Source organism: Rhodopseudomonas sp. B29 (assembly GCF_000333455.1).
Classification (GTDB): domain Bacteria; phylum Pseudomonadota; class Alphaproteobacteria; order Rhizobiales; family Xanthobacteraceae; genus Rhodopseudomonas.
Genome location: NZ_BADD01000579.1, coordinates 1 through 26,008, shown reverse-complemented (window position 1 = coordinate 26,008; position 26,008 = coordinate 1). Strand labels below are relative to the sequence as shown.

22 protein-coding genes and 3 pseudogenes are annotated in these 26,008 nt (G+C 66.3%); 16 read left to right on the top strand and 9 right to left on the bottom strand.

Annotation, left to right across the window (positions count from 1 at the left end; translation table 11 throughout):
* A pseudogene (locus tag I5M_RS20705) lies at positions 1-348 on the top strand (ABC transporter permease); the annotation flags it as partial.
* The gene (locus I5M_RS20700) at positions 345-1,262 is read left to right on the top strand and encodes an ABC transporter permease (RefSeq protein WP_022723144.1); all 918 of its coding nucleotides are present in this window, start codon (positions 345-347) and stop codon (positions 1,260-1,262) included. The pseudogene I5M_RS20705 and the gene I5M_RS20700, both read left to right, overlap by 4 nt.
* Here the strand turns inward: I5M_RS20700 and I5M_RS20695 are convergent.
* Positions 1,220-3,175 (bottom strand): FAD-binding monooxygenase, encoded by a 1,956-nt coding sequence (locus I5M_RS20695; RefSeq protein WP_022723143.1) that lies wholly within the window; start codon positions 3,173-3,175, stop codon positions 1,220-1,222. The genes I5M_RS20700 and I5M_RS20695 overlap by 43 nt on opposite strands.
* A gap of 118 nt (positions 3,176-3,293) precedes the next feature.
* Here I5M_RS20695 and I5M_RS20690 point away from each other — a divergent pair, with 118 nt between their 5' ends.
* Positions 3,294-3,767: a MarR family winged helix-turn-helix transcriptional regulator gene (locus I5M_RS20690; RefSeq protein ID WP_022723142.1), complete on the top strand. Its 474-nt coding sequence runs from the start codon at positions 3,294-3,296 to the stop codon at positions 3,765-3,767.
* An 86-nt stretch (positions 3,768-3,853) separates the two neighbouring features.
* On the opposite strand, the gene I5M_RS20685 is transcribed toward I5M_RS20690, so the two are convergent.
* A complete protein-coding gene (locus tag I5M_RS20685; RefSeq protein ID WP_022723141.1) occupies positions 3,854-4,765 on the bottom strand; it encodes a LysR family transcriptional regulator in 912 nt (303 codons plus the stop codon).
* A 112-nt stretch (positions 4,766-4,877) separates the two neighbouring features.
* Between I5M_RS20685 and I5M_RS20680 the strand changes: the two genes are divergently transcribed.
* The 3 genes from I5M_RS20680 to I5M_RS20670 are packed head-to-tail and all read left to right on the top strand — an operon-like array spanning position 4,878 to position 7,891.
* Complete coding sequence (locus tag I5M_RS20680; RefSeq protein WP_022723140.1) at positions 4,878-6,188, top strand: CitMHS family transporter; 1,311 nt, start codon at positions 4,878-4,880, stop codon at positions 6,186-6,188.
* A 10-nt stretch (positions 6,189-6,198) separates the two neighbouring features.
* A complete protein-coding gene (locus I5M_RS20675) occupies positions 6,199-7,533 on the top strand; it encodes an acyclic terpene utilization AtuA family protein (protein WP_022723139.1) in 1,335 nt (444 codons plus the stop codon).
* 25 nt (positions 7,534-7,558) lie between these two features.
* Entirely contained in the window at positions 7,559-7,891 is a 333-nt protein-coding gene (locus I5M_RS20670; RefSeq protein ID WP_022723138.1) for a hypothetical protein, read from the top strand.
* Positions 7,892-8,066: 175 nt separating this feature from the next.
* Here the strand turns inward: I5M_RS20670 and I5M_RS20665 are convergent, their stop codons facing one another.
* Both I5M_RS20665 and I5M_RS20655 read right to left on the bottom strand, forming a co-directional pair.
* Positions 8,067-10,091 carry a methyl-accepting chemotaxis protein gene (locus I5M_RS20665; RefSeq protein ID WP_022723137.1) on the bottom strand — a complete coding sequence of 675 codons (2,025 nt, stop codon included), beginning with the start codon at positions 10,089-10,091 and terminating at the stop codon, positions 8,067-8,069.
* A 397-nt stretch (positions 10,092-10,488) separates the two neighbouring features.
* Positions 10,489-10,992, bottom strand: coding sequence for a MarR family winged helix-turn-helix transcriptional regulator (locus I5M_RS20655; protein WP_031337223.1), 504 nt, complete (start codon positions 10,990-10,992; stop codon positions 10,489-10,491).
* Positions 10,993-11,146: 154 nt separating this feature from the next.
* Here I5M_RS20655 and I5M_RS30275 point away from each other — a divergent pair.
* The 10 genes and pseudogenes from I5M_RS30275 to I5M_RS20605 all read left to right on the top strand — a co-directional run bounded on the left by I5M_RS30275 (position 11,147) and on the right by I5M_RS20605 (position 22,020).
* Positions 11,147-12,425 (top strand): annotated as a pseudogene (locus I5M_RS30275) (amidohydrolase/deacetylase family metallohydrolase).
* 249 nt (positions 12,426-12,674) lie between these two features.
* On the top strand, positions 12,675-14,966 hold the full coding sequence (locus tag I5M_RS20645) for a xanthine dehydrogenase family protein molybdopterin-binding subunit (RefSeq protein ID WP_083909638.1): 2,292 nt from the start codon (positions 12,675-12,677) through the stop codon (positions 14,964-14,966).
* On the top strand, positions 14,963-15,793 hold the full coding sequence (locus I5M_RS20640) for a xanthine dehydrogenase family protein subunit M (RefSeq protein ID WP_022723133.1): 831 nt from the start codon (positions 14,963-14,965) through the stop codon (positions 15,791-15,793). Before I5M_RS20645 ends, I5M_RS20640 begins: the two co-directional genes overlap by 4 nt.
* Complete coding sequence (locus tag I5M_RS20635) at positions 15,790-16,974, top strand: 2Fe-2S iron-sulfur cluster-binding protein (RefSeq protein ID WP_022723132.1); 1,185 nt, start codon at positions 15,790-15,792, stop codon at positions 16,972-16,974. Before I5M_RS20640 ends, I5M_RS20635 begins: the two co-directional genes overlap by 4 nt.
* Positions 16,975-17,045: 71 nt before the next feature.
* Positions 17,046-18,200 carry an ABC transporter substrate-binding protein gene (locus I5M_RS20630; protein ID WP_022723131.1) on the top strand — a complete coding sequence of 385 codons (1,155 nt, stop codon included), beginning with the start codon at positions 17,046-17,048 and terminating at the stop codon, positions 18,198-18,200.
* A 64-nt stretch (positions 18,201-18,264) separates the two neighbouring features.
* Positions 18,265-19,137 (top strand): branched-chain amino acid ABC transporter permease, encoded by an 873-nt coding sequence (locus tag I5M_RS20625; RefSeq protein ID WP_022723130.1) that lies wholly within the window; start codon positions 18,265-18,267, stop codon positions 19,135-19,137.
* Positions 19,134-20,168 carry a branched-chain amino acid ABC transporter permease gene (locus I5M_RS20620; RefSeq protein WP_022723129.1) on the top strand — a complete coding sequence of 345 codons (1,035 nt, stop codon included), beginning with the start codon at positions 19,134-19,136 and terminating at the stop codon, positions 20,166-20,168. The genes I5M_RS20625 and I5M_RS20620 overlap by 4 nt, the downstream gene beginning before the upstream one ends.
* On the top strand, positions 20,168-20,971 hold the full coding sequence (locus I5M_RS20615; RefSeq protein ID WP_022723128.1) for an ABC transporter ATP-binding protein: 804 nt from the start codon (positions 20,168-20,170) through the stop codon (positions 20,969-20,971). The genes I5M_RS20620 and I5M_RS20615 overlap by 1 nt, the downstream gene beginning before the upstream one ends.
* On the top strand, positions 20,964-21,668 hold the full coding sequence (locus tag I5M_RS20610; protein ID WP_022723127.1) for an ABC transporter ATP-binding protein: 705 nt from the start codon (positions 20,964-20,966) through the stop codon (positions 21,666-21,668). The genes I5M_RS20615 and I5M_RS20610 overlap by 8 nt, the downstream gene beginning before the upstream one ends.
* Positions 21,661-22,020 (top strand): Rieske (2Fe-2S) protein, encoded by a 360-nt coding sequence (locus I5M_RS20605; RefSeq protein ID WP_022723126.1) that lies wholly within the window; start codon positions 21,661-21,663, stop codon positions 22,018-22,020. The genes I5M_RS20610 and I5M_RS20605 overlap by 8 nt, the downstream gene beginning before the upstream one ends.
* 157 nt (positions 22,021-22,177) lie before the next feature.
* On the opposite strand, the gene I5M_RS20600 is transcribed toward I5M_RS20605, so the two are convergent.
* The 5 genes and pseudogenes from I5M_RS20600 to I5M_RS30265 all read right to left on the bottom strand — a co-directional run.
* The gene (locus tag I5M_RS20600) at positions 22,178-23,023 is read right to left on the bottom strand and encodes an alpha/beta hydrolase (RefSeq protein ID WP_022723125.1); all 846 of its coding nucleotides are present in this window, start codon (positions 23,021-23,023) and stop codon (positions 22,178-22,180) included.
* 100 nt (positions 23,024-23,123) lie between these two features.
* The gene (gene folD / locus I5M_RS20595) at positions 23,124-23,996 is read right to left on the bottom strand and encodes a bifunctional methylenetetrahydrofolate dehydrogenase/methenyltetrahydrofolate cyclohydrolase FolD (protein WP_022723124.1); all 873 of its coding nucleotides are present in this window, start codon (positions 23,994-23,996) and stop codon (positions 23,124-23,126) included.
* Between the two features lie 2 nt (positions 23,997-23,998).
* Positions 23,999-24,855, bottom strand: a pseudogene (gene purU / locus I5M_RS30270) (formyltetrahydrofolate deformylase).
* A gap of 13 nt (positions 24,856-24,868) precedes the next feature.
* Positions 24,869-25,498 (bottom strand): sarcosine oxidase subunit gamma, encoded by a 630-nt coding sequence (locus I5M_RS20585; protein ID WP_022723121.1) that lies wholly within the window; start codon positions 25,496-25,498, stop codon positions 24,869-24,871.
* Positions 25,491-26,008 (bottom strand): glycine cleavage T C-terminal barrel domain-containing protein (locus tag I5M_RS30265; protein ID WP_040771825.1); only part of this gene is annotated, 518 nt, incomplete at its 5' end. The genes I5M_RS20585 and I5M_RS30265, both read right to left, overlap by 8 nt.

Below are 26,008 nucleotides of genomic sequence, written 5' to 3'. Positions count from 1 at the left end.
CATCGTGCGGGCATCTCCACCGCCAAAACCGTGATCTACGCGCTCGCCGGCGCCGGTGCGCTCGGCGGCCTCGCCGGCGCGCTGATGCTGCTCGGTGAGCAATACGCGCTGAAGGACGGTTTCTCGTCGGGCTACGGCTTCGACGGCCTCGTCGCGGGACTGCTGTCGCGCGGCTCGATCCCCGGTGTGATCGCCGCCTCGCTGCTGTTCGGCTTCATGCGCTCGGGCGGCATCAACATGGAGATGGTCGCCGCTGTGCCGACCGCTTTGGTGGTGGTGATCCAGGGCCTCATCGTGATCACGCTCGCCGGGGCGACGCTTTTCATCGAGAAGTGGGAGCGCAAATGACCTGGGAGCTGTTTGCCGTCTTCCTCGGCTCGTCGATCCGCCTCGCCACACCGCTGTTACTTGCCGGCATCGGCGAGATGGTCAGCGAGCGCGCCGGCGTCCTCAACATGAGCATCGAGGGCATGATGCTGATGTCGGCCTTCGCCGCCGCGGTCGGCGCCTGGGCGACCGGCGATCCGCTGGTCGGATTGTTGATCGGCATCATCTCGGTGGTGCCGGTGGCGCTGCTGCAGGCGTTTCTCAGCAACACGCTGCGGGCCAACCAGATCGTCTCCGGCATCGGCATCAACATCCTGGTGCTGGGCGCCACCACGCTGGCCTATCGCGAGATTTTCGGCGCACGCTCGCGCGCCGAGATCCCCGGCCTCGCCAAGATCAAGCCGCCGCTGCTCGGCGATATTCCGATCATCGGCCCCGCGGTGTTCGAGCAGGTCTGGCTGCTCTACGCCGGCATCGCGATTATCATCATCACCGCGCTGGTGCTGCGCTACACGTCGCTCGGCCTCGCCATCCACGCCGCCGGCGCCGAGCCGAAGGCAGTCGACAAGTCCGGCCTGTCGGTGACGGCGGTGCGCTATGGCGTCGTGGTGTTCGCCGGCTTTATGGCGTCGCTGGCCGGAGCTTTTCTGTCGATCGGCGACATCCACACCTTCACCGAGGGCATGACCCGCGGCGCGGGCTATCTGGCGATCGCCTCGGTGATCTTCGGCAAATGGCGGATCGGCGGCACGACGCTGGCGTGCCTGCTGTTCGGCGCCGCGACGGCGCTGCAATTCCAGCTGCCGGCGCTCGGCGTCAACGTGCCGAACGCGCTCTTGATCATGCTGCCCTATCTGCTGGCGCTGCTCGCCGTCGGCGGGCTGGTCGGCCGTCAGATGGCGCCGGCCACCTTGGGTGAGCCGTATCGGCGCTGAGCCAGCGCCGACGGCCGCAGCATGAAGCGGTCGAAATACGCGGCAAGTTCGGCGGTGGCGTCCAGTGGCAGCACCTGCGCCACATACTGGTCGGGTCGCACCACCACCATGCAGCCGGCGCGGCGGTCGATGCCGCGCAGATCGAAGATGTCCTGTCCGGACTTGAAGTCGGGACAGAACATCTTCTCGTAGTCGGTGAGGCCGTAACGGCCCTTGGCGGGCCGCAGCAGCACCGGCATCGCGGCGATATCGAGCTCGCGATGCCGCTGCTGGAATACCGCCCGCAGATCGATGATGCCGTCGATGTCCTCGTCCGGGCTGGTGTAGTTCAAGAGCGGTGATTGCGGCGTCTCGAGCAGAAACCGGCACAGCGACTGGATCGCGGAGCCGGGCGTGGCCGGATCGCTGCTATCCGCGAAGGCGTAGATGCGGAAGCGGCCGTCGGCGCGGCCGACATGGCCGAGCTGCATCGGCCGCGCATCGGCGAGCCGGATCACCGGCGCCGAATGGAAGCGCGTGCCGACTCCAAACCCGGTGGCGAGATGCTGGTGATCGGCATCGCCGGTCAGGATCGACGGCGCGTAGTGGGTCGCCGTGCCGGCGGTGTAACGGTCGTGGCGCACGAAGTAGTTCTGGGTCGCGGCCGCATCGGCCTTGCCGCCGTCGGCTTTCGCCGAGGCGAGCAGCGTCGCCCATTCGCGGTCGAAGTCGATCAGCTCCTTGGCGATGGCGCGGCGCTCCGCCGAGTAGCTGTGCAGCAGCGACGCATCGCAGCGCCCCCGCAGCACCGCGGCCAGCTTCCAGCCGAGATTGAAGGCGTCCTGCATCGACACGTTCATGCCCTGACCGGCCTTGGGGCTGTGGGTGTGGCAGGCATCGCCGGCAATGAACACGCGCGGCAGCCGGCTGCCGACCTCGCTCTCCGGCACGTCGTCGAACTTGTCGGTGAGACGCTGGCCGATCTCGTAGACCGACCACCATGCCACCTGTTTCACGTCGAGACTGTAGGGCTGCAGGATGCGCTGCGCCTTGGCGATCAGATCGTCGGCGGTGAGGTTCTTCTGCGCCACCCGCTCGTCGGCTTCCAGCCGCGTCAGCTCGACATAGATCCGGAACAGATATCCGCCTTCGCGCGGGATGATCAGCAGGCTGCCGTGCTGCGCCGATTGGATCAGCGCCTTGCAACGGATGTCCGGAAAGCTGGTGGTCGCCAGCACATCCATCACGCCCCAGGCGTGGTTGGCGGAATCGCCGCGCAGCTCGCGGCCGATTGCGGTGCGCACCGCGCTACGCGCGCCGTCGCAGCCGACCACATAGCGGGCCCGAACGGTCTCTTGCTGCCCTTGATGCGCGTCGTCGAGCCGCTCCAGCGTCACCGCCGAGTTGTCGCCGTCCGGCTGCAGTGCCACCAGGCGCCGCGCGTAGTACGGCTGGAGCTTGGCAGCCGAGCGGCGCATCACGTCGAGAAAGAAATCGTGGACCCGCGCCTGGTTGAGCACGACATGCGGAAACTCCGACAGGCCGTCTTCGACATCCTGCACCCAGCCGCTGCGGACGATCGCATCGGGCCGCTGCGGGTCCAGCTTCCAGAACGTCGTCTCGTTGATCCAGCAGGCTTCCTTCAGCACGCGCTCGCTGAAGCCGAAGGCCTCGAACATCTCCACGGTGCGGCAGGCGATGCCGTCGGCCTGGCCGAACTGTAGCGGACCGGGCTTCTGTTCGATGATGCAGGTGCGGATGTCGGAAAACTGCGCCAGCTGCGCCGCCAGCGCCAGCCCGGCCGGCCCGCAGCCGACGATCAGCACGTCGACATCGCTCGGCACTGGCCCGCCCGCGCCCGGCGCCGGCGTTCGTGCTGCCGGATCGATGATCTCGGGATCGCCGGGTTCGAAGCCTTCGACATGAAACTGCATGGTTTCCTCCGTGCCGGCGCGCTCGTTCGTATCCCCACGTTCGAGGGAGGGCTTGCCGATATCATAAGTATGCTGATAATCAGTATGCTAGTCAATCGCGTCAACGCGGAGGGTTGGAATGACGGCCACGCAGGACATGCCGGGGCATCTGGCGCGCCGGTTTCAGCAGATCGCGGTGGCGGTGTTCCTGGCCGAGGTCGAGCGCGCCGGGTTCGACCTGACGCCGGTCCAATACGCTGCGCTGGCGGCAGTCGCCGACCAGCCGGGGATCGATCAGGCGACCCTCGCCGGGCTGATCGCCTATGACCGCACTACGATCACGGGCGTGGTCGACCGCCTCACCCAGAAAGGCCTGATCGAGCGCCGCGCTAACGCCGCCGATCGCCGGGTGAGGGAGCTGCACATCACCTCTGACGGAAGCCGCACCCTTCGTGCCGTCACACCGGCTGTCGAACAGGCCCAACAGGTGATGGTGCAGGGGCTGAGCGCAAAGGAAGCAGGCGAACTGGTGCGCTTATTGAAGAAGGCGGTTGCCAGCGGCAATGAACTCAGCCGTGCGCCGCTGCGGGACGAGGCTGTTGCCGAGCGGTAGATCGTTCGATCGATGTTGCGGGTTAAAGCGTTTTCGAGCGAAGTGGGGACCGGTTCGCGTGAAGAAAACGCGTCAAGCTAGAAGCTCTACGATCGATTCGGCGCGAAGATCTTGTGTCGCTTCGCCATCAGGAAATCGGCGAACAGGCGGCTGAGCGGCTGCGGCGTGCGCTGCGCCTTTCTGATCAGCGCGACCGGGCGGGAGAAATTCTTGTCGTTGATGCGGCGGCTCTTCAGCGTCGGCTCAGCGATGATCTCGCGCGCCGAGGCCGGCAGCACCGTCAGGCCGATGCCGGCGCGAACCATGGCGATCGCCGTCATCATGTAGGTGGCTTCCGAAGCCGGCGCGGGTAGCAGCCCCGCGCGGTTGAAGGCGAGATCGGTCACCGCTCGCACGCTGGTGCCTTGGTCCATCATCACCAGCGGATAGTTGGCGAGCACGCGCGCGGTGATACGCGGCTGCTCGCCGATCGGATGGCCGGCCGGATAGACCACGCGCATCTCGTCGTGCGCAGTGAACAGCGTTTCGACATCGGGAAAGTCGACCTCGCCGCCGGTGAGGCCGAGATCGACTTCCTCGGAGCGAACCAGTGCCAGCACGCGGCTGGCGATGACGTCCTTGAGCACGAAGGCGATGCCGGCATTGCCGGCGCGAAATTCGGCGATGACGTCCGGCAGCACGCCGGCCGCGAACGATGGTAGCGCAGCGATGCGCACCACGCCGCGGCGCTCGCTGGCGACGCCGCGCGCATCGCCGAGCACCGAGTCGAGGTCCTGCAGGATGCGCTCGAGCGCCGGCAGCAGATCGCGCCCCATCCGCGTCAGCGTCACCGAGCGCGGATTGCGGTCGAGCAGACGCACGCCGAGCGCGTCCTCGAGCCGTTTGATCTGCACCGTCAGGGTCGGCTGTGAGATGTGCAGCCCTGCGGCCGCCTGGGTGAAGCTGCCGAGCTTGGCCACGGCGATGAACGAGCGGAGTTGGCGAACGTTCACATCCATAGAGTTTCTCTATCCGTGCAATTGAAACAATTCAATTGCCTAATCCGATCCGCCGGGCTCAAGTCCGCCGCAATCGCCGGGACGACCCGGCCGTGTGATCGTGGGTGAGGAAATGAACAGCTTGGCGTTGCTCGGCGTCGCGACCATCGTGGTGCTGCTTACGGTCATCATGACCAAGCGGATGTCGCCGCTGATCGCCCTGATCCTCATCCCCATCATCGCCTGCCTGATCGGCGGCTTCGGCTGGAACACAAGTAAGTTCATCGTCAGCGGCCTGCAAAGTCTCGCACCCGTGGTCGGCATGTTCGTTTTCGCGATCCTGTTCTTCGGCGTCGTCACCGATGCCGGCATGCTCGATCCGATCATCGACCGCATCCTGCGCACCGTCGGCACGCGGCCGACGCGGATCGTGATGGGCACGACGCTGCTGGCGCTGCTGATTCATCTCGACGGCTCGGGCGCCGTCACCTTCCTGATCACCATCCCGGCGATGCTGCCGCTGTACGACCGGCTTGGTATCGACAAGCGCATCCTGGCCTGCGCGGCCTCGCTTGCTGCCGGCGTCAACTTCCTGCCCTGGACCGGCCCGATGATCCGCGCCTCGGCGTCGCTCAAGCTCCCGATTCCCGAGATCTTCAATCCGCTGATCCCGGTGCAGCTCGTCGGCATTGTCTTCATCTTCGCGGTGTCGTATTGGCTCGGCCGGCGCGAAGAGAAGCGACTCGGGCTGGAGAAGGGCGCCTCGATCGAGTTGACGGCGCGGCGCGAATTGACCGACGCCGAGAAGGCGCTACGCCGGCCGCGGAATTTCTGGATCAACATCGTGCTGACCGTCGTGGTGCTCGGCACCATGGTGGCGCTCGGCGACAAACTCACGCCTGCGATCGTGTTCATGATCGGAGCGTGCCTGGCGCTGCTCATCAACTACCCGAATGTCGATGCCCAGCGTCAGCGCATCGATGCCCATGCCAAGGCGGCGCTGCTGATGGCATCGATCCTGCTCGCCGCCGGCGTGTTCACCGGCATCATGCAGGGCTCGGGCATGCTCAAGGCGATGGCGGAGGGGGCGGTCGGTTTCGTGCCGGCCAGCGCCGCCAAGTTCATGCCGGTCGCGCTCGGCGTGCTGTCGATGCCGCTGAGCCTGCTGTTCGATCCCGACTCGTTCTACTTCGGCGTGCTGCCGGTGGTGGCCGAGGTCGGCGGCCAGCTCGGCGTTGCCAAAGTCGAACTGGCGCAGGCCGCGTTGCTCGGCCAGATGACGACCGGCTTTCCGATCTCGCCGCTGACACCAGCGACCTTCCTGGTCGTCGGCCTCACCGGCATCGACCTTGCCGATCATCAGAAATTCTCGATACCCTTTCTGTTCGGCGCGACGCTGGTGATGACGCTGGCCTGCGTGGTGTTCGGCGTCTTCACCCTGTAGGGGCATAGTCATGCGGACGATCCGGATCGGAGCAGGCGCGGGCTATTCGGGCGATCGCATCGAGCCCGCGGTCGAACTCGCCGAGCACGGCGAGCTCGATTACCTGGTGTTCGAATGCCTGGCCGAGCGCACCATCGCGCTGGCCCAGGCCGCCAAGCTCAAGGATCCGTCGAGCGGCTACGATCCGCTGCTGGCGGCGCGGATGAAAGCGGTGCTGCCGGCCTGCCGCGCAAACGGTGTGCGCATCGTCACCAATATGGGCGCTGCGAATCCGGTTGCGGCGGCCGAAGCGACACGCACGATCGCGCGGCAGCTCGGGCTGCAAGGCGTCAAGGTCGCGGCCGTCACTGGCGATGACGTGCTGAAAGAGACGCGCGAGAGTGCGGCTGCGCTCGACGTCGGCGGCACGACGCACGATCTCGGCAACCGCATCGTGTCGGCCAACGCGTATCTCGGCGGCGGCGCCATCGCGCAGGCGCTGGCGGCGGGCGCCGACATCGTCATCACCGGCCGCGCCGCCGACCCGTCGCTGTTTCTCGGGCCGCTGCTGCACGAATTCGGCTGGGCGCTCGATGATTGGCCGCTGCTCGGCAAAGGCATCCTGGCCGGGCATCTGCTCGAATGTGCCGGCCAGATCACCGGCGGCTACTTCGCCGATCCGGGCCACAAGGATGTCGCCGGGCTGGCGCGGCTCGGCTTCCCGATCGGCGAAGTGCGCGAGGACGGCGATCTTGTGATCACCAAGGTGGCGGGCTCGGGCGGCGCGGTGACGGCCGCGACCGTCAAGGAGCAGCTGCTCTACGAGATCCACGATCCGGCGCGCTACTATCAGCCCGACGTGATCGCGGATTTCTCGCAGGTCCGCGTCGAGGAGATTGCTCCCGACCGCGTGCGGATCACCGGCGCGACCGGACATCCCAAGACCGGCGAGCTGAAAGTCTCGGTCGGCTATGTCGACAGTTATGTGGGCGAAGGCCAGATCTCCTATGCGGGGCCGGGCGCGGTGGCGCGCGGCCGGCTGGCGCTGGATATCGTGCGCGAGCGCCTGGCGCTGGTCGGCGTCAAGCTGAGCGAGCTGCGCGCCGACCTGATCGGCGTCGACGCGCTGCATGGCGATCAACTGTCGGCCGGGCCCGAGCCTTACGAGGTTCGCGTGCGCGTCGCCGGGCGGGCCGAGACGCTGGCCGAGGCGATGCGGGTCGGAGAAGAAGTCGAGACGCTGTACACCAACGGTCCGGCCGGCGGCGGCGGCGCCTGGAAATCGGCGCGCGAGGTGATCGCGGTCGCTTCCAGCTTCATTCCGCAGGCGCAGGTCGCGCCAGCGATCCAGATTGTCGAATCCTGACCTCCGCTGGCGACGAGAGCCGATCATGAAGTTGCGCGACATCGCCCACTCCCGCACCGGAGACAAGGGCAACACCTCCAACATCTCGTTGATCGCCTACGATCCGGCCGATTACGACGCGCTGCGGAACTACGTGACGGCCGAGCGGGTCAAGCAGCATTTCGGCGACATCGTCACCGGCGAAGTGACGCGCTACGAACTGCCGAACATCGCGGCGCTTAACTTCGTCATGACCGGCGCGCTCGGCGGCGGCGTCACGCGGTCGCTGGCCCTCGACGCCCACGGCAAGTCGCTGAGCTCGGCGCTGCTGAATATGGATGTTCCGGAGGCGGTCCGAAGAGCTGCTAACCGGTCCTGAATTATCTCCCACGTCATGCCCGGCCTTGTGCCGGGCATCCACGAAGCCGCGAAAAGGACGTAGATGGCCGGGACGAGCCCGGCCATGACGAAGTTAGACCGGTCTACTCAAAAAGTTCGAGCCCGGCGCGGGGGGCGCACCGGGCTCGGTCTTGCGATGCAGAGGAGACTTTCTCTTACGCGGCCCGCACCGTGGCAAGGAACTTGGCGAGTTCGCTCTTCAGGCGGTTGCTGTCGCCGGAGAGAGATTGCGCAGCGGACAACACCTGCGAGGAGGCCGAGCCTGTCTCGCTGGAGCCGCGCTCGACGTCGCTGATGTTCGCCGACACTTGCTGCGTGCCCTGCGACGCCTGCTGCACGTTGCGGGAAATCTCCTGCGTGGCGGTGCCTTGCTCTTCGACCGCGGAGGCGATGGTCGAGGAGATCTCCGACAGCTTCTCGATGGTGCCGCTGATCTCGCGGATGGCGTCGACCGACTCGTGAGTCGCGCCCTGGATGCTGGAGATCTGCTGGCTGATCTCGCCGGTGGCCTTGGCGGTCTGCTCGGCGAGAGCCTTCACTTCGGCCGCCACCACGGCGAAGCCGCGGCCGGCGTCGCCCGCACGTGCCGCTTCGATCGTGGCGTTGAGCGCCAGCAGATTGGTCTGCCCCGCGATGGTGTTGATCAGCTCGACCACGTCGCCGATCCGCGCCGCTGCCTTGCTGAGTTCGCCGACGCGATCGTTGGTCAGGCGTGCCTGATTGACCGCTTCGGTGGCGATGCGGGCCGATTCCTGGACCTGCCGGCTGATCTCGTTGACCGACGACGACAGTTCTTCGGTCGCCGAGGCCACCGATTGGACGTTGGCCGAGGCCTGTTCGGACGCTGCTGCCACTGTGGTGGTGAGCTCCTGGGTGCGCTCCGCCGTCGAGCTCAGCGTCTTGGCCGAGGCCTCGAGTTCGGTGGAGGCCGAAGAGACGGTCTCGACGATCTCCCCGACCGCAGCCTCGAAGCCATCGGCGAGCTGGACCATCTCGGCCTTGCGGCGCTGCGCCGCGATCTGCTCCTGGCGGGCTTGCGCTTCCGCCTCTTCGCGCGCCTTCTGCTCGGCGTTCTTGCCGATGATCACCACGGTCTTGGCGATGTCACCGACTTCGTCGCCGCGGTTCGCGCCGGGGATCTCGGCGTTGACTTCGCCGCCGGCGATGCGGGCCAGCGCGCCGTTGAGGCGGGTCAACGGTCGGGCGACGCCGATGAAGGTGAAGATCACCGAGCCGATCAGCGCCAACATTACCGCGCAGGCCACCGCGAAGCTGACACGATTGGCCTGCGCGAGTTCGGCTGCGGCGTCGTCCTTGGCTTCGCGATATCGCGTGCTGGACACGTCCACCGCCGCTCGCATCAGCTCGATGGCTTGGTTGGCGACCGCCAGCGAGCTGGCTGTTTGCTCGATCCGGATGGTTTCCGTCTTGAGAGCTTCGGCGGTCCGTTCGCCGAAGGCTTTCTCGATCGCGACGAGTTGATCCGACGCCGCGATGATCGCCTTGTCGGTCGTCAGGCCACGCAGCCTGCCGAGTGCATTACCCAGCTCGGTGGTGCCAGCCTCGATCACCTTCTTCTGGGCTTCTTCTGCCGTCGCCGTGAACCGCCAGGTTGCTGCTCGCACAGCGTTGAAGTGGGCGTCGGCTTCGTACATGGCCTTCTCGATCTCGGTCCGGTTGCTCGCCGTGGTCACCGCCGGCGAGGCGCGCAGTGCTTCGAAGCTCTTGCGCCAATCGGCCGACAGCGCGTTGCGCTTGGCAATGACGTCGAAGCCTTGTCGGATCGTCGCAACCAGGGCGGTGATGCCTTTCTCGTAGTCCTTGGCTAATGTCCCGATCTTCTCCAGGCGTTGGCGGGTTTCCGGCCGCATTGTGCGAGCGATTGCGCCGTCGAGCTCCTTGTTGGTGCGGGCGCTGGCTTCGGCCAGCATTGTGAACGGCTTGTCGAGCTCCGCCGGAGTTTTCGCGAGCCGGATGTCGCGCGCGGCGAGTTGCATCCGCCGCAACCCGATATTGGCTTCGAGCGAATGCTCATTGATGTATTGCTGCCTGTCGGCGGTTTTGTTGGCCGCCTCGATCGCGCGTTCGGCGATGATCTGGTTGACGAGCATGCCGCCGCTGAGCAGCACTCCGACCAAGCCCGCCAGTCCGAGTTTATTTCCGATCCGATCGAATTTCATCGCGCGACGTCTTTCTCGCTGGGTTCCGAAGATGGAGTGCATGAGGCTTGGAACCGGGCGATTAGTAATAAGTAAAACCAGATACCCGTAGGAGTACCGGCAGGCGCGCCACTGCGAGACAAGGGAGTTAGTTTGTACCGTCGCGGAGCGCAGAGTGCCGGTCTGTGCGCATGATAGAGTGTATTACCTCGGACATTACCCAGGAGCGCGAGGTGCGTGCGGGGATTTGTCGCAATCCCGCGAGTCGACACTCATGCTGTGGCTTGCGTCGGCCTTGCCGCGGCTCAACCTGGCTACGGCGCCGGAACGTCGCTGCCAAGGTGGCGGGCTGAAGCAGCGCGAAGCGCTTTGCCGCCTAGATGCTGTGCAGGCCGCGCTCGATTAGTCGGCAGTTCAGCTACTCGACCAGCGGCGCGCCGGTGGTCTGGTTCGCGTTGCGGGCGACGACGCGCTGCAACAAGCCGACGAGCTGCGCGCGTTCGCGTTCGCTGAGGCCATCGAGCGTCGCCTCGTGCGCAGCCCGTGCGGCGCCTTCGATCCTGGCCAGTAACGCGGCGCCCGCGCGGGTCAAGCGACACAGGCGCGCGCGGCGGTCGTCTTCATTGATCGGCCGCTCCAGCAGGTGCCGCGCTTCGAGGCGTTTCAGCGCGCCGGTCGTCGTGGTGCGATCGAGCGCGATATCGGCGGCGAGCGTTGTCTGGTCGGCGGTTTTGCGTGCCGCCAGCGCGGAGAGCAGGCTGTATTGCAGCGGTGTGATTTCAAATTCACCACAGGCCTGCTGAAACAGCGCCACATGGATCTGGTGCAGGCGCCGGACCAGAAAACCCGGTCGCTCTTCCAACGGCCAGGGAGCGTGCAACGACTCATGCGCCGCAACGGCGCGCTTTTGCCTCTGCCGCAAGCTGTTCTCCCAATTTCCGCAGCGGAACCGAACCGTAAACCTCGTAGCGCGATTCGGGCCGTGCATCACCTTCTTAGACTTTGGCATAAGCCTTGCTAGATGCAAATGCGAAGCATGCTTCGTAATTTTGATCGGGTTTCGGGAGAGCGGTTCGATGTCGGTGAGTGCCAGCTTTGATCTTCTGTTGCGTGGCGGGCGGGTGATCTGCCCGGCGTCCGGCATCGATGGCGTCATGGACGTGGCCATCCGCGGCGGCAAGATCGCGGCGGTGCAGAAGGACGTGCTGCCGTCGAGCACCAAGGAGGTGATCGACTTGACCGGCAAGCTGGTGCTGCCGGGACTGATCGATACCCACGCGCACATCTATCAATATGTCTCCGGACGCTTCGGCATGAACCCCGACATGGTCGGCGTCCGCTCCGGCGTCACCGCATTGATCGATCAGGGCGGCCCGTCCTGCATGACGCTGCCGGGCTTCCGGCATTTCATCGCCGAGCCGGCGAAGTCTCGCGTCTATGCGTTTCTTTCCGCCTATCTGGTCGGTGGCCTAGAAGGTCATTACTATCCGCAGCTCTACAGCCCCGAGGGCGTCGATATCGACGCCACCGTGAAGGCGGCGCGTGCCAACCCGGACATCGTGCGCGGCATCAAGGCGCACGCCGAGATCGGCGGCTTCGCGCGCTGGGGCATTCGCGTCATCGAGATGGCGGCGGAGATCGGCCGCCGCGCTGAGCTGCCGGTCTATGTGCATTTCGGCCAGCTCTGGGGCCTGCCGGAAAGCGGCGCCAATGGCGAGGATGCCGATACGATCCTCACCCGCGTCATCCCGCTTTTGAAGGAAGGCGACGTGCTGGCGCATCCGTTCACGCGGCATCCCGGCGGCTTCATCAATCGCGAAGGCGTGGTGCATCCGGTGATTCAGGCCGCGCTCGATCGCGGCCTCAAGGTCGATGTCGGCCACGGCAGTCATTTCTCCTATCGGCTTGCCAAGAAGGCGATCGCCGCCGGCATCGTGCCGACCACGCTCGGCGCCGACATTCATGGCTACAACACCCACGTGCCCGCGCCGGCCGGCACGCCCGATCAGCACGAGGACGAAGAGAATCATCCGTTCGCCGGCCAGGCCAAGTTCAGCCTGGTGCAGGCGATGAGTTCGATGATGGCGCTCGGCCTGTCGCTCGAACAGGTGGTGCCGATGGTCACCGCCAATCCGGCCAAGATGATCGATCGCGCGGACGAAATCGGTGCGCTCAAGGTCGGCATGGCGGCGGACGTCTCGGTGCTTGACGCAGCGCCCCGGCCGTTACGTGCTGCGCGACAACGAGAACACCGAAGTGATTGCCGACAGCCTGCTGCAGCCGGCGTTCTGCCTGCGCGCCGGCGTCCGCTACGACGCCGATGCCGCGATTTTGCCCGAAGCCGTGGCGGCTTGAGCGAGCTGGAGTCAAGAAAGATGCCTCTCCACGTCATTGCGAGCGCAGCGAAGCAATCCAGCTCAGTGCACGGACCTGGATTGCTTCGTCGCTTCGCTCCTCGCAATGACGAGGTTGTTCAGATTGCGGCGCCGCCCGCTTCACCTTTCGGGCCTGTAGGGAGGATCGGCGTTGCACGGACGCGTTGACCAGCACCAGGGCGGACAAGGCGTCGGCGCAAGGCTGCCGCGCAAGGAGGACGATCGCCTGATGCGCGGTCGCGGTCAGTATGTGGCCGATATCCGCCTGGCCGGCATGCAGGACGTCGCCTTCGTGCGGAGTCCGCTGGCCCATGCCCGGATCCGCGGCATCCATGTGCCCGAGATCTATCGGGATCGCGTGTTCACCGCCGCGGATCTCGTCGACGTCAATCCGATCCGCGCGGTGTCTGGTCTGCCGGGCTTCAAGATCTCCGAACAGCCGGTGCTCGCGACCGGCAAGGTCCGGCAAGTCGGCGAGTTGGTTGCGATGTGCGTGGCGCCGACCCGCGCCGAAGCCGAGGATATCGCGGCCGCGGTGGTGCTCGATCTCGAAGAGCTGCCGGCGGTCTCCGACATGCTGCAGGCGCGGTCGCCCGGCGCGCCGCTGGTGCACGAGCATTGGGGCGACAACGTTTTCCTCGAAACCAATTTCGAAGTCGATATCTCGGCAGCGCTCGACGCGCCGATCAAGGTGTCGCGCGAGATCACCACGGCGCGGCAATGCATGGCGCCGCTGGAGGGCCGCGGTGCGGTCGCGAGTTTCGATCATCGGCTCGATCAGCTGACGCTGCACACTGCGGCGCAGATGCCGCACATCAACCGCACCGGCCTCGCCGAATGTCTCGGCATGGACCAGGGCCGCATCCGCGTGATCTCGCCGGACGTCGGCGGCGGCTTCGGCCAGAAGGGCATCCTGCTGCCCGAGGAAGTCTGCCTGTCGTGGCTGACGATGCGGCTCGGCCATCCGGTGCGCTGGATCGAAGATCGCCGCGAAAATCTCACCGCCAGCGCCAATTGCCGCGAGCATCACTACAAAATCACCTTGTACGCGGATCGCAACGGCAAGCTGCGCGGCATCGATTGCGAAGCCACGGTCGATTCCGGCGCGTACTCGTCCTATCCGTTCTCCGCCTGCCTCGAAGCCGCGCAGGTCGCCAGCATCCTGCCGGGGCCTTATGTGATGCCGGCCTATCGTTGCCGGACGTTCTCGGTCGCTACCAACAAATGCCCGATCCTGCCGTATCGCGGCGTGGCGCGCACCGGCGTGTGCTTTGCGCTGGAGCTGATGCTCGATCTGGTCGCGGCCGAAGCCGGGCTGGAACCCGGCGAAGTGCGGCTGCGCAATCTGGTGCGGCCCGAGCAGATGCCGTTCGACAACATTACCAACAAGCACTTCGACAGCGGCGACTATCCGCAGGCGTTGCAGCGCGCGCTGAAGGCGATTGATGTCGATGCGCTACGTGCGCGGCAGGCGCGCGGTGAGCCGGATGGCCGCCGCATCGGCCTCGGCGTCTCGATCTATTGCGAGCAGGCCGCGCACGGCACGTCGGTCTATGCCGGCTGGGGCATTCCGATGGTGCCGGGCCACGAGCAGGCGACCGCGCGGCTGACGCCGGACGGCGGCCTCGAGCTCCGCGTCGGCGTGCATTCGCACGGCCAGAGCATGGAAACAACGCTGGCCCAGGTCGCGCACGAGATGCTCGGCGTCGACGTCGCCAACGTGCGGATCATCCTTGGCGACACGGCGATGACGCCGTATTCGACCGGCACCTGGGGCTCGCGCGCTGCGGTGATGGCCGGCGGCGCGGTGGCGACGGCTTGCGGCGATCTCGGCGAGCGTATCCGGCGGATCGGCGCCAAGCTGCTGCAGCAGGATATCGCCGACGTCGAGTTCGTCGGCGGTGAGGTGCGCGGCGTGTCCGGCAGCGTGACGCTGCGCGAGATCGCCCACACCTGGTATCGCCGCCCGCAGGATCTGCCGCCGGATGTCGATCCCGGCGGGCTCGAAGTCACTTCCGGCTATAAGCCGCAGCGTGACAGCGGCACCTTCAGCTACGCGGCGCACGCCGCCGTGGTCGCAGTCGATCCCGATCTCGGCACGGTCGAAATCCTCGACTACGTCATCGTCGAAGACGGCGGCGTGCTGATCAATCCGATGGTGGTCGACGGCCAGATCTTTGGCGGCCTGGCGCAGGGCATCGGCACTGCGCTCTATGAAGAGATGCCGTTCGACGCCGCGGGCCAGCCGCTGGCGACGACGTTCGCCGACTATCTGCTGCCGGGGCCGACCGAAGTGCCGGCGCCGCGGCTCGATCACATGGAAACGCCGTCGCCCTATACGCGGTTCGGCGTCAAGGGCATCGGCGAGGGCGGCGCCATCGCGCCGCCGGCCGCGATCGCCAACGCCGTCAATGATGCGCTACGTCCCTTCCGCGCCGAGCTAATGCGCTCGCCGATCACGCCGCATCGGGTCGTCGAAGCGGTGATCGCGGCGCAGGACGCAGGGAGGGCGGCGGCATGAAGCCCGCGCCGTTCGACTACGCGCGCCCGCGCGATCTCGACGCCGCACTCACGCTACTCGGCAACAACGCTAGCGCCAAGGTCATGGCCGGCGGCCAGTCGCTTGGGCCGATGCTGAACCTGCGGCTGGCGCAGCCCGAGCAGATCGTCGACATCACGGCGATCGACGAACTGAAGCTGGCAGAAATCAGCGGCGACGAACTGGTGCTCGGCGCCTGTATCACCCACGCCGATATCGAAGACGGCCGCGTGCCGGACGTTACCGGCGGCGCAATGCGCGGCGTCGCCGCTAACATCGCCTATCGGGCAGTGCGCAACCGCGGCACGCTCGGCGGTTCGCTCAGCCACGCCGATCCGGCCGCCGACTGGGTGTCGGTACTGACGGCGCTCGATGCGCGTGTGGCGCTGCGCAGCACAAGCGGGGTGCGACAGGTCGCGTTGGGCGACTTCATCGTGGGCGCGCTGCAGAGCTGCCTGAAGTCGGGCGAGCTCGTCACCGCAGTCCACGTCCCCAAGCGCGCCGCGACGGCGCAGTGGGGCTACATCAAGACCTGCCGCAAGACCGGCGAATTCGCCCACGGCCAATGCGCGGTGCTGATCGATCCTACAACCGCGAGCGCCCGCATCGTCATCGGCGCGCTCGATGCTGCGCCGGTCGTGGTCGCTGAGCCGGCGGAGTTGTTCGGCGGGCGTATCGACGCGAACTACAAGACGACTTTCGACGTCCGCGTCGCGGATCGTCTGCTCGGCGACGCCGGGATCGTCGACGCCGCGCAGCGCCATATCCATGTCACGGTGATGCAGCGCGCGCTGCGGGAGGCCGCATGAGCGCTCTGGCCCTCACCGTCAATCGCCGCGCGGTCGATTGCGCCGCCGAGCCGCGCACCAGCCTGGCCGACGTGGTGCGCGATCATCTCGATCTCACCGGTACGCATCTCGGCTGCGAACATGGCGTTTGCGGCGCCTGCACCGTGCTGATCGATGGCGTGCCGGCGCGCTCCTGCATCACCTTCGCGGCCGCCTGCCAGGGCGCCGAAGTCACCACCATCGAAGGCCTCGACGACGACGAGATCGCCGCCGAACTCCGTGCCGCGTTTACCCGCGAGCACGCGCTGCAATGTGGCTACTGCACGCCCGGCATGCTGGTGTCGGCGCGCGACCTGGTGCTGCGGCTGCCCGATGCCGACGAGCGCGCAATCCGCGTCGGCATGAGCGGCAATCTGTGCCGCTGCACCGGCTATGTGGGCATCGTCCGCGCGGTGATGTCGGTAATCGCGGCACGGCGCGCGCGCGGCATCGCGGCGGAGGTCGGCGCCGGACGCACTGCGTTGGGACCAGTCGGTTCGGGACACGGTGCGGCGGCAAGCGAAACGCAGGCAGCGCCCAAGCCTGTCGCCGCGCCGTTAGCAGCGCCGACCGCCGGCGCAACGATCGCCGACTTCACGCCGTCGACGATTATCGAGCAAAGCTTCGAGGTGGAGCATCCGCCGCGCGAGGTTGCGGCGCTGTTCACCGATGTCGCCGCGGTCGCTTCTTGCCTACCCGGCGTTGTGCTGAGCAGCGATGATCCGGCCAACATCACCGGCGAAATCCGCGTCCAGGTCGGCCCGATCGCCGCGCAGTTCGCCGGCGTGGCGCGGCTCGAACGTGCCGACGATGGCCTGTCCGGCCGCATCATCGGCGGCGGTCAGGATCGCCGCAGCCGCTCGGCTACCCAGGGCGAGATCCGCTATCAGCTGATGCCGCTAGCAGGCGGCGACGCGACGCGAGTCGAACTAACCATCGGCTACACGCTCACCGGCCTGTTGGCGCAGGTCGGGCGCAGCGGCTTGGTGCGCGATCTGGCGCGCCGGCTGGTCGATGAGTTCGCCGCCAATCTGAGCCGCAAACTATCCGGACAACCGAGTGCGCCGGGCGCAGCCGCGCGCGAACTCGACGGGCTGGCGCTGCTGCTGAGCGTGCTGCGCGCGCGGCTGCCGCGCTGGCTGGGAGGAACATCTCGTTCTTAGGGGCGGGAGGGGGCGCCGGACGGCCGCAAAGCGGTCCGGTGAGATCAAGAGTCGAGTTACGGAGAACGAAGATGATGCGACATTTGCGGACTGCTTCTCTCATCGCGCTGGCGACGGCGCTGTTGATGGGGTCGGCTTCGGCCGAGACGATCAAGATCGGTGTCAACGAGCCGCTGACCGGCGCGTTCGCGGCGTCGGGGACTTACGTCGTCAACGGCGCCAAGATCGCCGCCGATGAAATCAACGCCAAAGGTGGCGTGCTCGGCAAGCAGATCGAGCTGGTGATCGAAGACAACAAGAGCAACCCGACCGAAGCGGCGGCCGTCGCCGAGAAGCTGATCACCCGTGACAAGACGCCGGTGATGATGGGCGCCTGGGGCTCCAGCCTGACGCTGGCGGTGATGCCGAAGCTGATGGAATACCAAGTGCCGATGGTGGTCGAGACCTCGTCGGCCTCCAAGATCACCACCATGGGCAATCCCTACATCTTCCGCATTTCGCCGCCGTCCAACGTCGAGTCGGCCGCGTTCGAGAAGATCGTCGACAAGCTCGGCCTCAAGAAGGTCGACTTCCTGGTCATCAACAACGATTGGGGCCGCGGCACTGCCGATGACTTCGGCAAGATGATGAAGGCCAAGGGCATCCAGATCGGCCTGGTCGAGACCATGGACCAGGGCGCGCAGGACATGAGTGCGCAGCTCTCCAAGATCAAGGCGTCGGACTCGGAGACCGTCATCGTCACCGCCGCGGTCGATCAGCTCACGCTGCTGTTCAAGCAGGCCGAGGCCCTCGGCATGAAGAAGCGCATCATCACCACCGGCGGTTCGCAGAATCCCGACCAGATCATCGCCCAGGCCGGCGCCGCCGCCAACGGCACCATGCATCTGACGACCTTCCTGCCCTGGTTCCCCGACAAGACGCCGAATCCGGAAGCCACCGCGTATTTCGTCTCGGAGTGGAAGAAGCGCGGCTTCGAGTTCGCGGGCTGCACCGAAAGCTTCCGCGGCTACGACGGCATCCGCACCGCCGCGGCAGCGATCGAGAAGGCCGGCAAGGCCGATCCGGAAGCGATCCGTGCCGCGTTGTGGCAGATCGACGTCAAGGGCCTGAACGGCGACATCGTCTTCAAGAAGTCGGGCCCGGCCGGCAAGGAAAGCGGCCAGAGCCAGCCCAATGTCTATCTGATCGAAATCGCGGACGGCAAAGTCGCGATGAAGAGCTTCTGATCGATCAGTCCAAACCCGGCGAGGCGCACGGCGCCTCGCCCTCTTTCGACACGCGAGGACGATCGTGAGCGAACTCCTGCAGCATCTCGTCAACACGCTCGTGCTCGGCGGCACCTATGCGCTGCTCGGCATCGGCCTGACGCTGATCTTCGGCATCATGAACGTGGTGAACTTCACCCACGGCATCCTCTACACCTTCGGCGCCTATGTGATGTTCATCGTGGTGCAGAAGTTCGGGCTGAACTTCTTCGTCGCGCTGCCGCTCTCCGTCGCGGCCGGCTGGCTGCTCGGTGCGCTGGTCGAACTGACGCTGCTGCGGCCGCTGCGCGGCTCCGACATCGACACCACCATGCTGGTGATGATCGGCGCATGGATCGCCATGCAGTCGGCGACGCTGTGGGTGTGGGGCGGCGTCGCCAAATCGGTGCCGACGCCGTTTCCGGATGCGCCGCTATCGATCGGGCCGGTCTCGGTATCGTGGCTGCGGCTGTTCGTGCTGGCTGCCGCTGCTGCCTTGATCGTGCTGACTTACGTGCTGATCAACCGCACTCGGCTCGGCAGCGCGATGCGGGCGACGTTTCAGGATCACGACACGGCGGCGCTGATGGGCGTCAATGTCGATCTGATCTACACCTCGACCTTCGCGCTCGGCTCGAGTCTCGCCGCCGCGGCCGGCGCGCTGCTCGGACCGGTCTATGTGGTCTATCCGGCGATGGGCGATCTCGCCGCCGTCAAGGCGTTCGCCATCGTCATCCTGGGCGGCCTCGGCAACATCACCGGCGCCGTGATCGGCGGCTTCATTCTGGCGCTCGCCGAAGAACTCGGCGCCGGCTACATCTCGTCGGGCTATCGCGACGCGATGGGCTTCGTCATCATCATCGCGGTGCTGATCTTCCGCCCGACCGGGCTGTTTCCTCGTGCGGAGCGCGTCGGATGAGGCTGATCCTGTCGATCCTCGCCATCGCGGCGCTCGCTTCGGTCCCGTTGTGGCTGAGCGATCCGTATCTGCTCAACGCGCTGATCACCACCGGCATCTTCGTCATCGGCGCGATGAGTCTCAATCTGCTGCTCGGCTTCACCGGCCAGCTCAGCCTCGGCCACATCGCGTTCTTCGGCATCGGCGCCTATGTGAGCGCGTTGACCTCGCTCGGCTTCGATGTCGGGCTGCCGTTCGGCATCCGCATCGTCCACGAGCCGTGGTCGCCGCTGGCCGGCTTCGTGATGGCGGTGCTGGTGTCGGCGCTGTGCGGCTACCTCGTCGGGCGGCTGTCGTTCCGGGTGCGCGGCGCGTATTTCGTCATCGTCACCATCTCGTTCGCCGAAGTGGTGCGGCTGGTGGCGCTGAACTGGGTGGAGCTGACCCAGGGGCCGCTGGCGCTGACCAACATCCCGCCGATGTCGGTCGGCCTGCCGGGGCTCGGTGAGTTCATTTTTCGCACCAAGCTGCATAATTACTATCTGGTGCTCGGCGTCGCCGTCGCCTGCTATCTGTTGATCGCCCGGCTGGTGCGTTCGCATGTCGGCCGGGCGATGCGCGGGCTGATGGAAAACGAGACGCTGGCAGTGTCGATCGGCATCGACGTTACCAAGACGCTGACGCTCGCCGCCGTGGTGTCGGCCGGCATCTGCGGCGCGGCCGGCAGTCTCTACGCGCACTACATCAAGATCATCGATCCGGAAGTGTTCGCCTTCATCAACACGGTGACGATGGTGATCATGGTGGTGGCGGGCGGCAAGGGTAGCCTCGCTGGGCCGGTAGTCGGCGGTCTGATCTTCGGCCTGATGCCGGTGGCGCTGCGCCCGGTAATGGCGCCGGAGGCGCAGTGGATCGCCTATGGGGCGGCGCTGATCGTCATCCTGTTCATCATGCCGCGTGGCATCGTGCCGGCGCTGACGCAATGGATGCCACGGCTGCGGCGCGTACGCAGGCCCAGCTTCAGCAAACGCGGCATCGAGGAGAGCGCGTGATGAGCGCTGTGGCACATAAGCTCGAACCCGCGGCCACTGCGCTGAGCGTCGACCGAGTGGCAATGCACTTCGGCGGCCTCGTGGCGATTTCCGACATGACGTTCTCGGTCGGCGAGGGCGAGATCGTCAGCCTGATCGGCCCCAACGGTGCCGGCAAGACCACGGCGTTCAACATCGTCACCGGCTTCCTGACGCCGACGCAGGGCGAGGTCAGCTATCGAGGTTTGAATTTGCGCGGGATGAAGCCGCAGGCGATCGCCGATCTCGGCTTGATCCGCACTTTCCAGCGTACCAGCGTGTTTCCCAACGACACGGTGTTCGACAACGTGATGATCGGCCTGCATCGCCGCGGCAGGGTCGGCGTGCTGCCGTCGGTGCTCGGACTGCCGCGGGTTCGTCGGCTCGAGGCCGCGCTGAAGGACAAGGCGGCCGAACTGATCGACTACGTCGGTCTCGGTCGCCGCGCACACGATCTCGCCGGCTCGCTGTCGTATGGAGAACAGCGGCTGGTCGGCGTGGCGTTGGCGCTTGCGGCCGAGCCGTCGATGCTGCTGCTCGACGAGCCGGTGTCGGGCATGAACGCGTCGGAGACCCACACTTTCGTCGAGCTGATCCGCAAGGTGCGGGATCGCGGGATCGCCATTCTGCTGGTCGAGCACGATATGCCGATGGTGATGAGCGTGTCGGATCGCATCGTCGTGCTCAACTACGGCCGTATCATCGCCGAGGGACCGCCCGACGTAATCCGCAACGATCCGGCGGTGATCGAGGCCTATCTCGGGCAGGGCGTCAAACATGCTTGAGCTGATCAATGCCGTGTGCGGCTATGGCGGCGTCACTGCGCTGCAGGGCATTTCGTTCGAGGTCAAAGCCGGGCAACTCGTGGCGCTGATCGGCGCCAATGGCGCCGGCAAGAGTACGACGCTGCGGGCTATCTCCGGGCTGGTGCCATTGCGGTCGGGCGTGTTGCGTTTCGACAACGAGAACCTCACCGGGGCGCGGCCGCCGCGGATATTGAAGTCGGGCATCGCGCATTGCCCGGAAGGCCGCCGCGTGTTTCCGCATATGAGCGTCGAGGAGAATCTCGATATGGGCGCGTACTTGCGCAGCGACCGCAGCGAGGTCGCGGCCGATCGCGACCGCATCTATGGCGAATTCCCGCGGCTCGCCGAGCGACGCAAACAGGCGGCGGGCACGCTGTCGGGCGGCGAGCAGCAGATGCTGGCGATCGGCCGCGCGCTGATGAGCCGGCCGCGGCTGGTGATGTTCGACGAGCCGTCGCTCGGGCTGGCGCCCAATATCGTCGAGCGCACCTTCGCGATCATCCGCCGCATCCGCGACACCGGGACGACGGTGCTGCTGGTCGAACAGAACGCCTTCGCGGCGCTTGACATGTGCGATCATGCTTATCTGCTCGAAAGCGGCCGCATCGTGCTGTCGGGCACCGGTGCCGAGCTGATCGCCAATCCGCATGTCCGCAAGGCGTATCTCGGTGGTTGAGGGTTTTGCGCAATCGCGTGATCAATGGCTGCCGGTGTGCAGCCTGCCGCGTCTTACCGAGGCCGGCATCGTCGCGGTGCGCGTTGCTGGTGTCGATCTGGCGCTGATATCCGAAGGCGGCCGCGTGATGGCGTGCGAGCGGGCCTGTCCGCACGAGCAGGCCGATCTCGCCTGCGGCCGCTTACTTCACGGCCGCATCGCCTGTCCGCGCCACGAAGCCTCGTTCAGCCTTGACGACGGCACCATTTCGGACGGCTGGCCGAGCCGGCCGCTGCGCTTCTATCCGGTTCGGGTGGAGCGCGGCGAAGTCTTCATCAACGCCGCGAGCTTGATTCTGAAGCGTGAGAACTAGGCCAGTTCGCTTACTAACACCTGCACGCCGTCATCCTGAGGTGCCCGCTGCGCCGCGCCCTGCGCGGCACGGCGGGCCTCGAAGGATGATCCGCAGAGATCGTAGCCGCATCCTTCGAGGCGCGCTACGCGCGCACCTCAGGATGACGACTCTGGACTTAGCCCACGAGGTCGCGCGCAGCTTGGACGAGCGCGCCGTCGGGGCGGCGGAGTTCGGCCAGGATCGAGAAGTGATCGTGCCCGGCGAGCGGCAGGATCCGTCCAGGTGCACCGGCGGCGGCGCGGCGGTCCTGCATGTTCATCGAATCCAGCACCAGCGCCGGCAGTTCGTTGGCGCCGAAAGCCAGGTCGAGTCGCTTGTCGATCACCGGCAGCCGTAGCGGTGACAGCTTTTCGATTTCGCCGTCGCTGAGCTGCAACGCCTCGTTCAGCCCGGTGTCGCGGATCGGGCCGAGATCGAACACGCCGGAGATCGATAATCCGGCATGGACCAGCGGATGATCGAGCGTCATCGCCACCAGATGGCCGCCGGCCGACCAGCCCGAGCTGATCACCGGTCCGGCGACGCCGTGCTCCGGTCCATGTTTGGCGAGCCAGTCGAGCGCGGCACGGCTCTCGTCGACGATCGTCGTCAGCGTCACGTCCGGCGCCAGCGAATAGCCGGGGATCGCCATTGACCAGCCGTGCGCGGCAACGCCGGCGACCAGCATGGCGAACAGCTCGCGCGTATTCTTCTGCCAATAGCCGCCATGCCAGAACACCAGGCAGGGCGCGTCTCTTTCGGCCGCGGGATAGAGGTCGATCTTGTTGTTGGGCCGCGTCGCGTAGGGCAGATCGAGCACCGATTTCAGCGTCGCCCGCGCTTGTGCGGACGAGGAATTGCGCTCGGCGATCAGCTCCGGGCTGTTCTTCACCGCGCTGTTGTTGTCGTAGGCCGCGTCGCGCTCGCTCTGCGAGAGCTGCGCCCAGCGGGCGCGGGGATCAGCAGGGCGTTCGAAACTCATCGCGGCTCCATGCGGCTGTGCTTGTTAGCATCAGCTTTGCAACAAAGCCGCTCCGCTGTCGATCACCTTGTCGCGGATCTCTGCGCCGTCAGCATCGCGCCTATGCACCGCTCCGCATGCGCGCGGCCTGCAGCGTGTTGCGCAGAAGGCAGGCGATCGTCATCGGACCGACGCCGCCCGGCACCGGCGTGATCGCGCCGGCAACATTACGGCCTTCATCGAACGCGACGTCGCCGACCAAACGTGATTTTCCCGCCGCGTCGGGCGGCAGCCGGTTGATGCCGACATCGACCACCAGCGCGCCGGGTTTGATCCAGTCGCCGCGCACCATGCCAGGTCGGCCGACGGCGGCCACGAGAATATCGGCCTCGCGGCACAGTGCCGGCAGGTCGCGGCTGCGCGAATGCGCGATCGTCACCGTGCAGTCGGCCTTCAGCAGCAATTGCGCGATCGGCTTGCCGACGATGTTGGAGCGACCGAGCACGACCGCGTGCAGGCCGGCCAGATCAGCGCGCACCGATTGCAGCAGCAGCATGCAGCCGAGCGGCGTGCATGGGACCAGACCGGGTAGTCCGCTGGCGAGCCGGCCCGCATTGGCCGGATGGAAGCCATCGACATCCTTGCGCGGATCGATGTGCTCGATCACCAGATTTGCGTCGAGCTGCGGTGGCAGCGGCATTTGCACCAGGATGCCATCGACCGCATCGTCGGCGTTCAGCTGCGAGATCAGCGCGAGGAGCTCGGCCTGGCTGGTCTCGGCGGGCAGGCGATGTTCGAACGATCGCATGCCGACCGCAACCGTCTGCCGTGCCTTCGAGCCGACATAGATTTCGCTGGCTGGATCGTTGCCGATCAGCACCACCGCGAGTCCCGGCACCCGGCCGGTTTCCGCTTTCCAATTCGCGACGTCGTTGGCGACGTCGGCGCGCAGCCGTTCGGCGGCGGCCTTTCCGTCGATCAGCGAGGCGGTCATGATCAGTCCCTGAACACGACGGTTCGGACGCCATTGGGAATGACGCGGCCCTCGGTGTGCCAGAATACGGCGCGCGCCAGCACGCGCCGCTCGATATCGCGGCCCTTGCGGACCAGATCGTCGGGCCGATCCTGATGCGAGATGCGCTCGACGTCCTGTTCGATGATCGGACCCTCGTCGAGATCGGCGGTGACGTAGTGAGCGGTCGCGCCGATCAGCTTGACGCCGCGGCTGTGAGCCTGGTGATAGGGCTTGGCGCCCTTGAAGCCGGGCAGGAACGAGTGATGGATGTTGATACAGCGGCCGGCCAGCTTGGCGGACAGATCGTCCGACAGGATCTGCATGTAGCGCGCCAGGATCACCAGATCGATCTTGCGCTCCTGGACGATGCGCCAGACCTCGGCCTCCTGCCGCGCCTTGGTGGCCGCCGTCACCGGCAAGTAATCGAATGGATGCCGCTCAGATCGTGGTGCAGATAGGTCTCGCGCGGATGATTGGAGACGATACCGGCGAGGTCGATCGCCAGTTCGCCGATCCGCCAGCGATACAACAGGTCGGCGAGGCAGTGATCGGAGCGCGAGGTCATGATCAGCACCCGCATCTTTTCCGCGCGCGATCGCAGCGTCCAGCGCATCTGCAATTGTTCGGCGAGCGGCGTGAACGCCTTCTCGAACGCCTCCACGTTGCCATCGACAAAGTTGAAGCGGATCCGGGCAAAGAACTGATTGCTGTCGATGTCGTCGTATTGATGCGCTTCCTGGATGTTGCCGCCGTTTTCGAACAGCAGGCGGGCCACCGCGGCGACGATGCCGGGCTTGTTCGGGCAGGACGAGGTGAGGATGTAGCTGTCGTTGGGCATCGGCGGGACGAACTCAGCGGGATGGGGAGGGCGAGGAAAGAACCGGATCCTTGAAGCGGCAGCCGAACTCGGCCGCGCTGTCCCAGAACCATTCCAGGAAGCTCTCGGCCAGGCTGCGAAACAGGCTGATCTCGAACACCGGCCGGCCGTCGAGCCCGTCGGCACAGCGCCAGATCGTGGCGCCGATATGCGAGACGACCGTGGTGGCGGCATCGCCGGGCTGGAACGACTTGGGATCGAGATCGATCGGAAAGCCCTTGGCGAGCACGGCGCCGATCGCGCGGCCGCCGACGCGAAACACCACGTAGCCGCCGCTCTGGTCCGACACCGACGCGAGACCTGCGAGTCGGGTCTTGAGCGTTGCGACGAACGCCGGGTCGTTCGCCGAACTCATTGCCAGCCAGTGCTCTGGGCCCAGTCCGACGAAGGAGATATTAGGCACCGAGGCGATCGCTGGATGATTCGGCAGAGCGAGCTGATAGCTCTCATTGATACGAGCGCTCAGCGCAGCGCGCTGGCCACGGCGCACCTGCACGGTGGCGAGGGCGAGATCGAGTCGTTCGATAATCGATACGCCGTCACCGAGAGCGGACCTTGGCGGCGCGAAACTCGCCGAAACCGGTTGTGCCGCAAGATCAGCCATGGAGCCGCTTCCCTTCGGGGTCGAAGAACACCGGATGGACGATCTCGACCTCGACGTCGCCTTTGCGGATCGGGTCGTAGGCGCGGATGCGCTCGCCATGGCGCGTTGGACCACGGCTGAGGAAGCCGAGGCCGACGGAGTGGCCTAGCATCGGCGAAAACGCCACCGACGTGACGTAGCCTTGATCATTCGCCATCGTCGGCGCGGCGCCGAGATCGAGGAAATGCGCGCCGGCGCGCAGCCGCTGCGTCTTGTCGACCGGCACGAGACCGACCAGCGTCGGCCGCGCCGGGTCGGTGAGGCCGGGTCGCCGCGCCAGGGTGCGGCCGATGAAGTCCTTCTTGGTCGACATCATCCGGCCGAGGCCGAGATCGGTCGCCGTCGAGGTGCCGTTGAGCTCGTTGCCGGCGACGTGCCCCTTCTCGATGCGCATCACACCGAGCGCCTCGGTGCCGTAGGGCACGACGCCGAAGTCGGCTCCGGCCTGCATCAGCGCGCGGACCGCGGCGT

Bases quoted from the DNA above. Each gene is read 5' to 3' on its own strand.
- I5M_RS20620 (WP_022723129.1), top strand. From the start codon at position 19,134: ATGAGGCTGATCCTGTCGATCCTCGCCATCGCGGCGCTCGCTTCGGTC.
- I5M_RS20630 (WP_022723131.1), top strand. From the start codon at position 17,046: ATGATGCGACATTTGCGGACTGCTTCTCTCATCGCGCTGGCGACGGCG.
- I5M_RS20675 (WP_022723139.1), top strand. From the start codon at position 6,199: ATGCGGACGATCCGGATCGGAGCAGGCGCGGGCTATTCGGGCGATCGC.
- I5M_RS20640 (WP_022723133.1), top strand. From the start codon at position 14,963: ATGAAGCCCGCGCCGTTCGACTACGCGCGCCCGCGCGATCTCGACGCC.
- I5M_RS20670 (WP_022723138.1), top strand. From the start codon at position 7,559: ATGAAGTTGCGCGACATCGCCCACTCCCGCACCGGAGACAAGGGCAAC.
- I5M_RS20615 (WP_022723128.1), top strand. From the start codon at position 20,168: ATGAGCGCTGTGGCACATAAGCTCGAACCCGCGGCCACTGCGCTGAGC.
- I5M_RS20685 (WP_022723141.1), bottom strand. From the start codon at position 4,765: ATGGATGTGAACGTTCGCCAACTCCGCTCGTTCATCGCCGTGGCCAAG.
- I5M_RS20610 (WP_022723127.1), top strand. From the start codon at position 20,964: ATGCTTGAGCTGATCAATGCCGTGTGCGGCTATGGCGGCGTCACTGCG.
- folD (WP_022723124.1), bottom strand. From the start codon at position 23,996: ATGACCGCCTCGCTGATCGACGGAAAGGCCGCCGCCGAACGGCTGCGC.
- I5M_RS20700 (WP_022723144.1), top strand. From the start codon at position 345: ATGACCTGGGAGCTGTTTGCCGTCTTCCTCGGCTCGTCGATCCGCCTC.
- I5M_RS20585 (WP_022723121.1), bottom strand. From the start codon at position 25,498: ATGGCTGATCTTGCGGCACAACCGGTTTCGGCGAGTTTCGCGCCGCCA.
- I5M_RS20680 (WP_022723140.1), top strand. From the start codon at position 4,878: ATGAACAGCTTGGCGTTGCTCGGCGTCGCGACCATCGTGGTGCTGCTT.
- I5M_RS20690 (WP_022723142.1), top strand. From the start codon at position 3,294: ATGACGGCCACGCAGGACATGCCGGGGCATCTGGCGCGCCGGTTTCAG.
- I5M_RS20645 (WP_083909638.1), top strand. From the start codon at position 12,675: ATGCGCGGTCGCGGTCAGTATGTGGCCGATATCCGCCTGGCCGGCATG.
- I5M_RS20600 (WP_022723125.1), bottom strand. From the start codon at position 23,023: ATGAGTTTCGAACGCCCTGCTGATCCCCGCGCCCGCTGGGCGCAGCTC.
- I5M_RS20635 (WP_022723132.1), top strand. From the start codon at position 15,790: ATGAGCGCTCTGGCCCTCACCGTCAATCGCCGCGCGGTCGATTGCGCC.
- I5M_RS20665 (WP_022723137.1), bottom strand. From the start codon at position 10,091: ATGAAATTCGATCGGATCGGAAATAAACTCGGACTGGCGGGCTTGGTC.
- I5M_RS20695 (WP_022723143.1), bottom strand. From the start codon at position 3,175: ATGCAGTTTCATGTCGAAGGCTTCGAACCCGGCGATCCCGAGATCATC.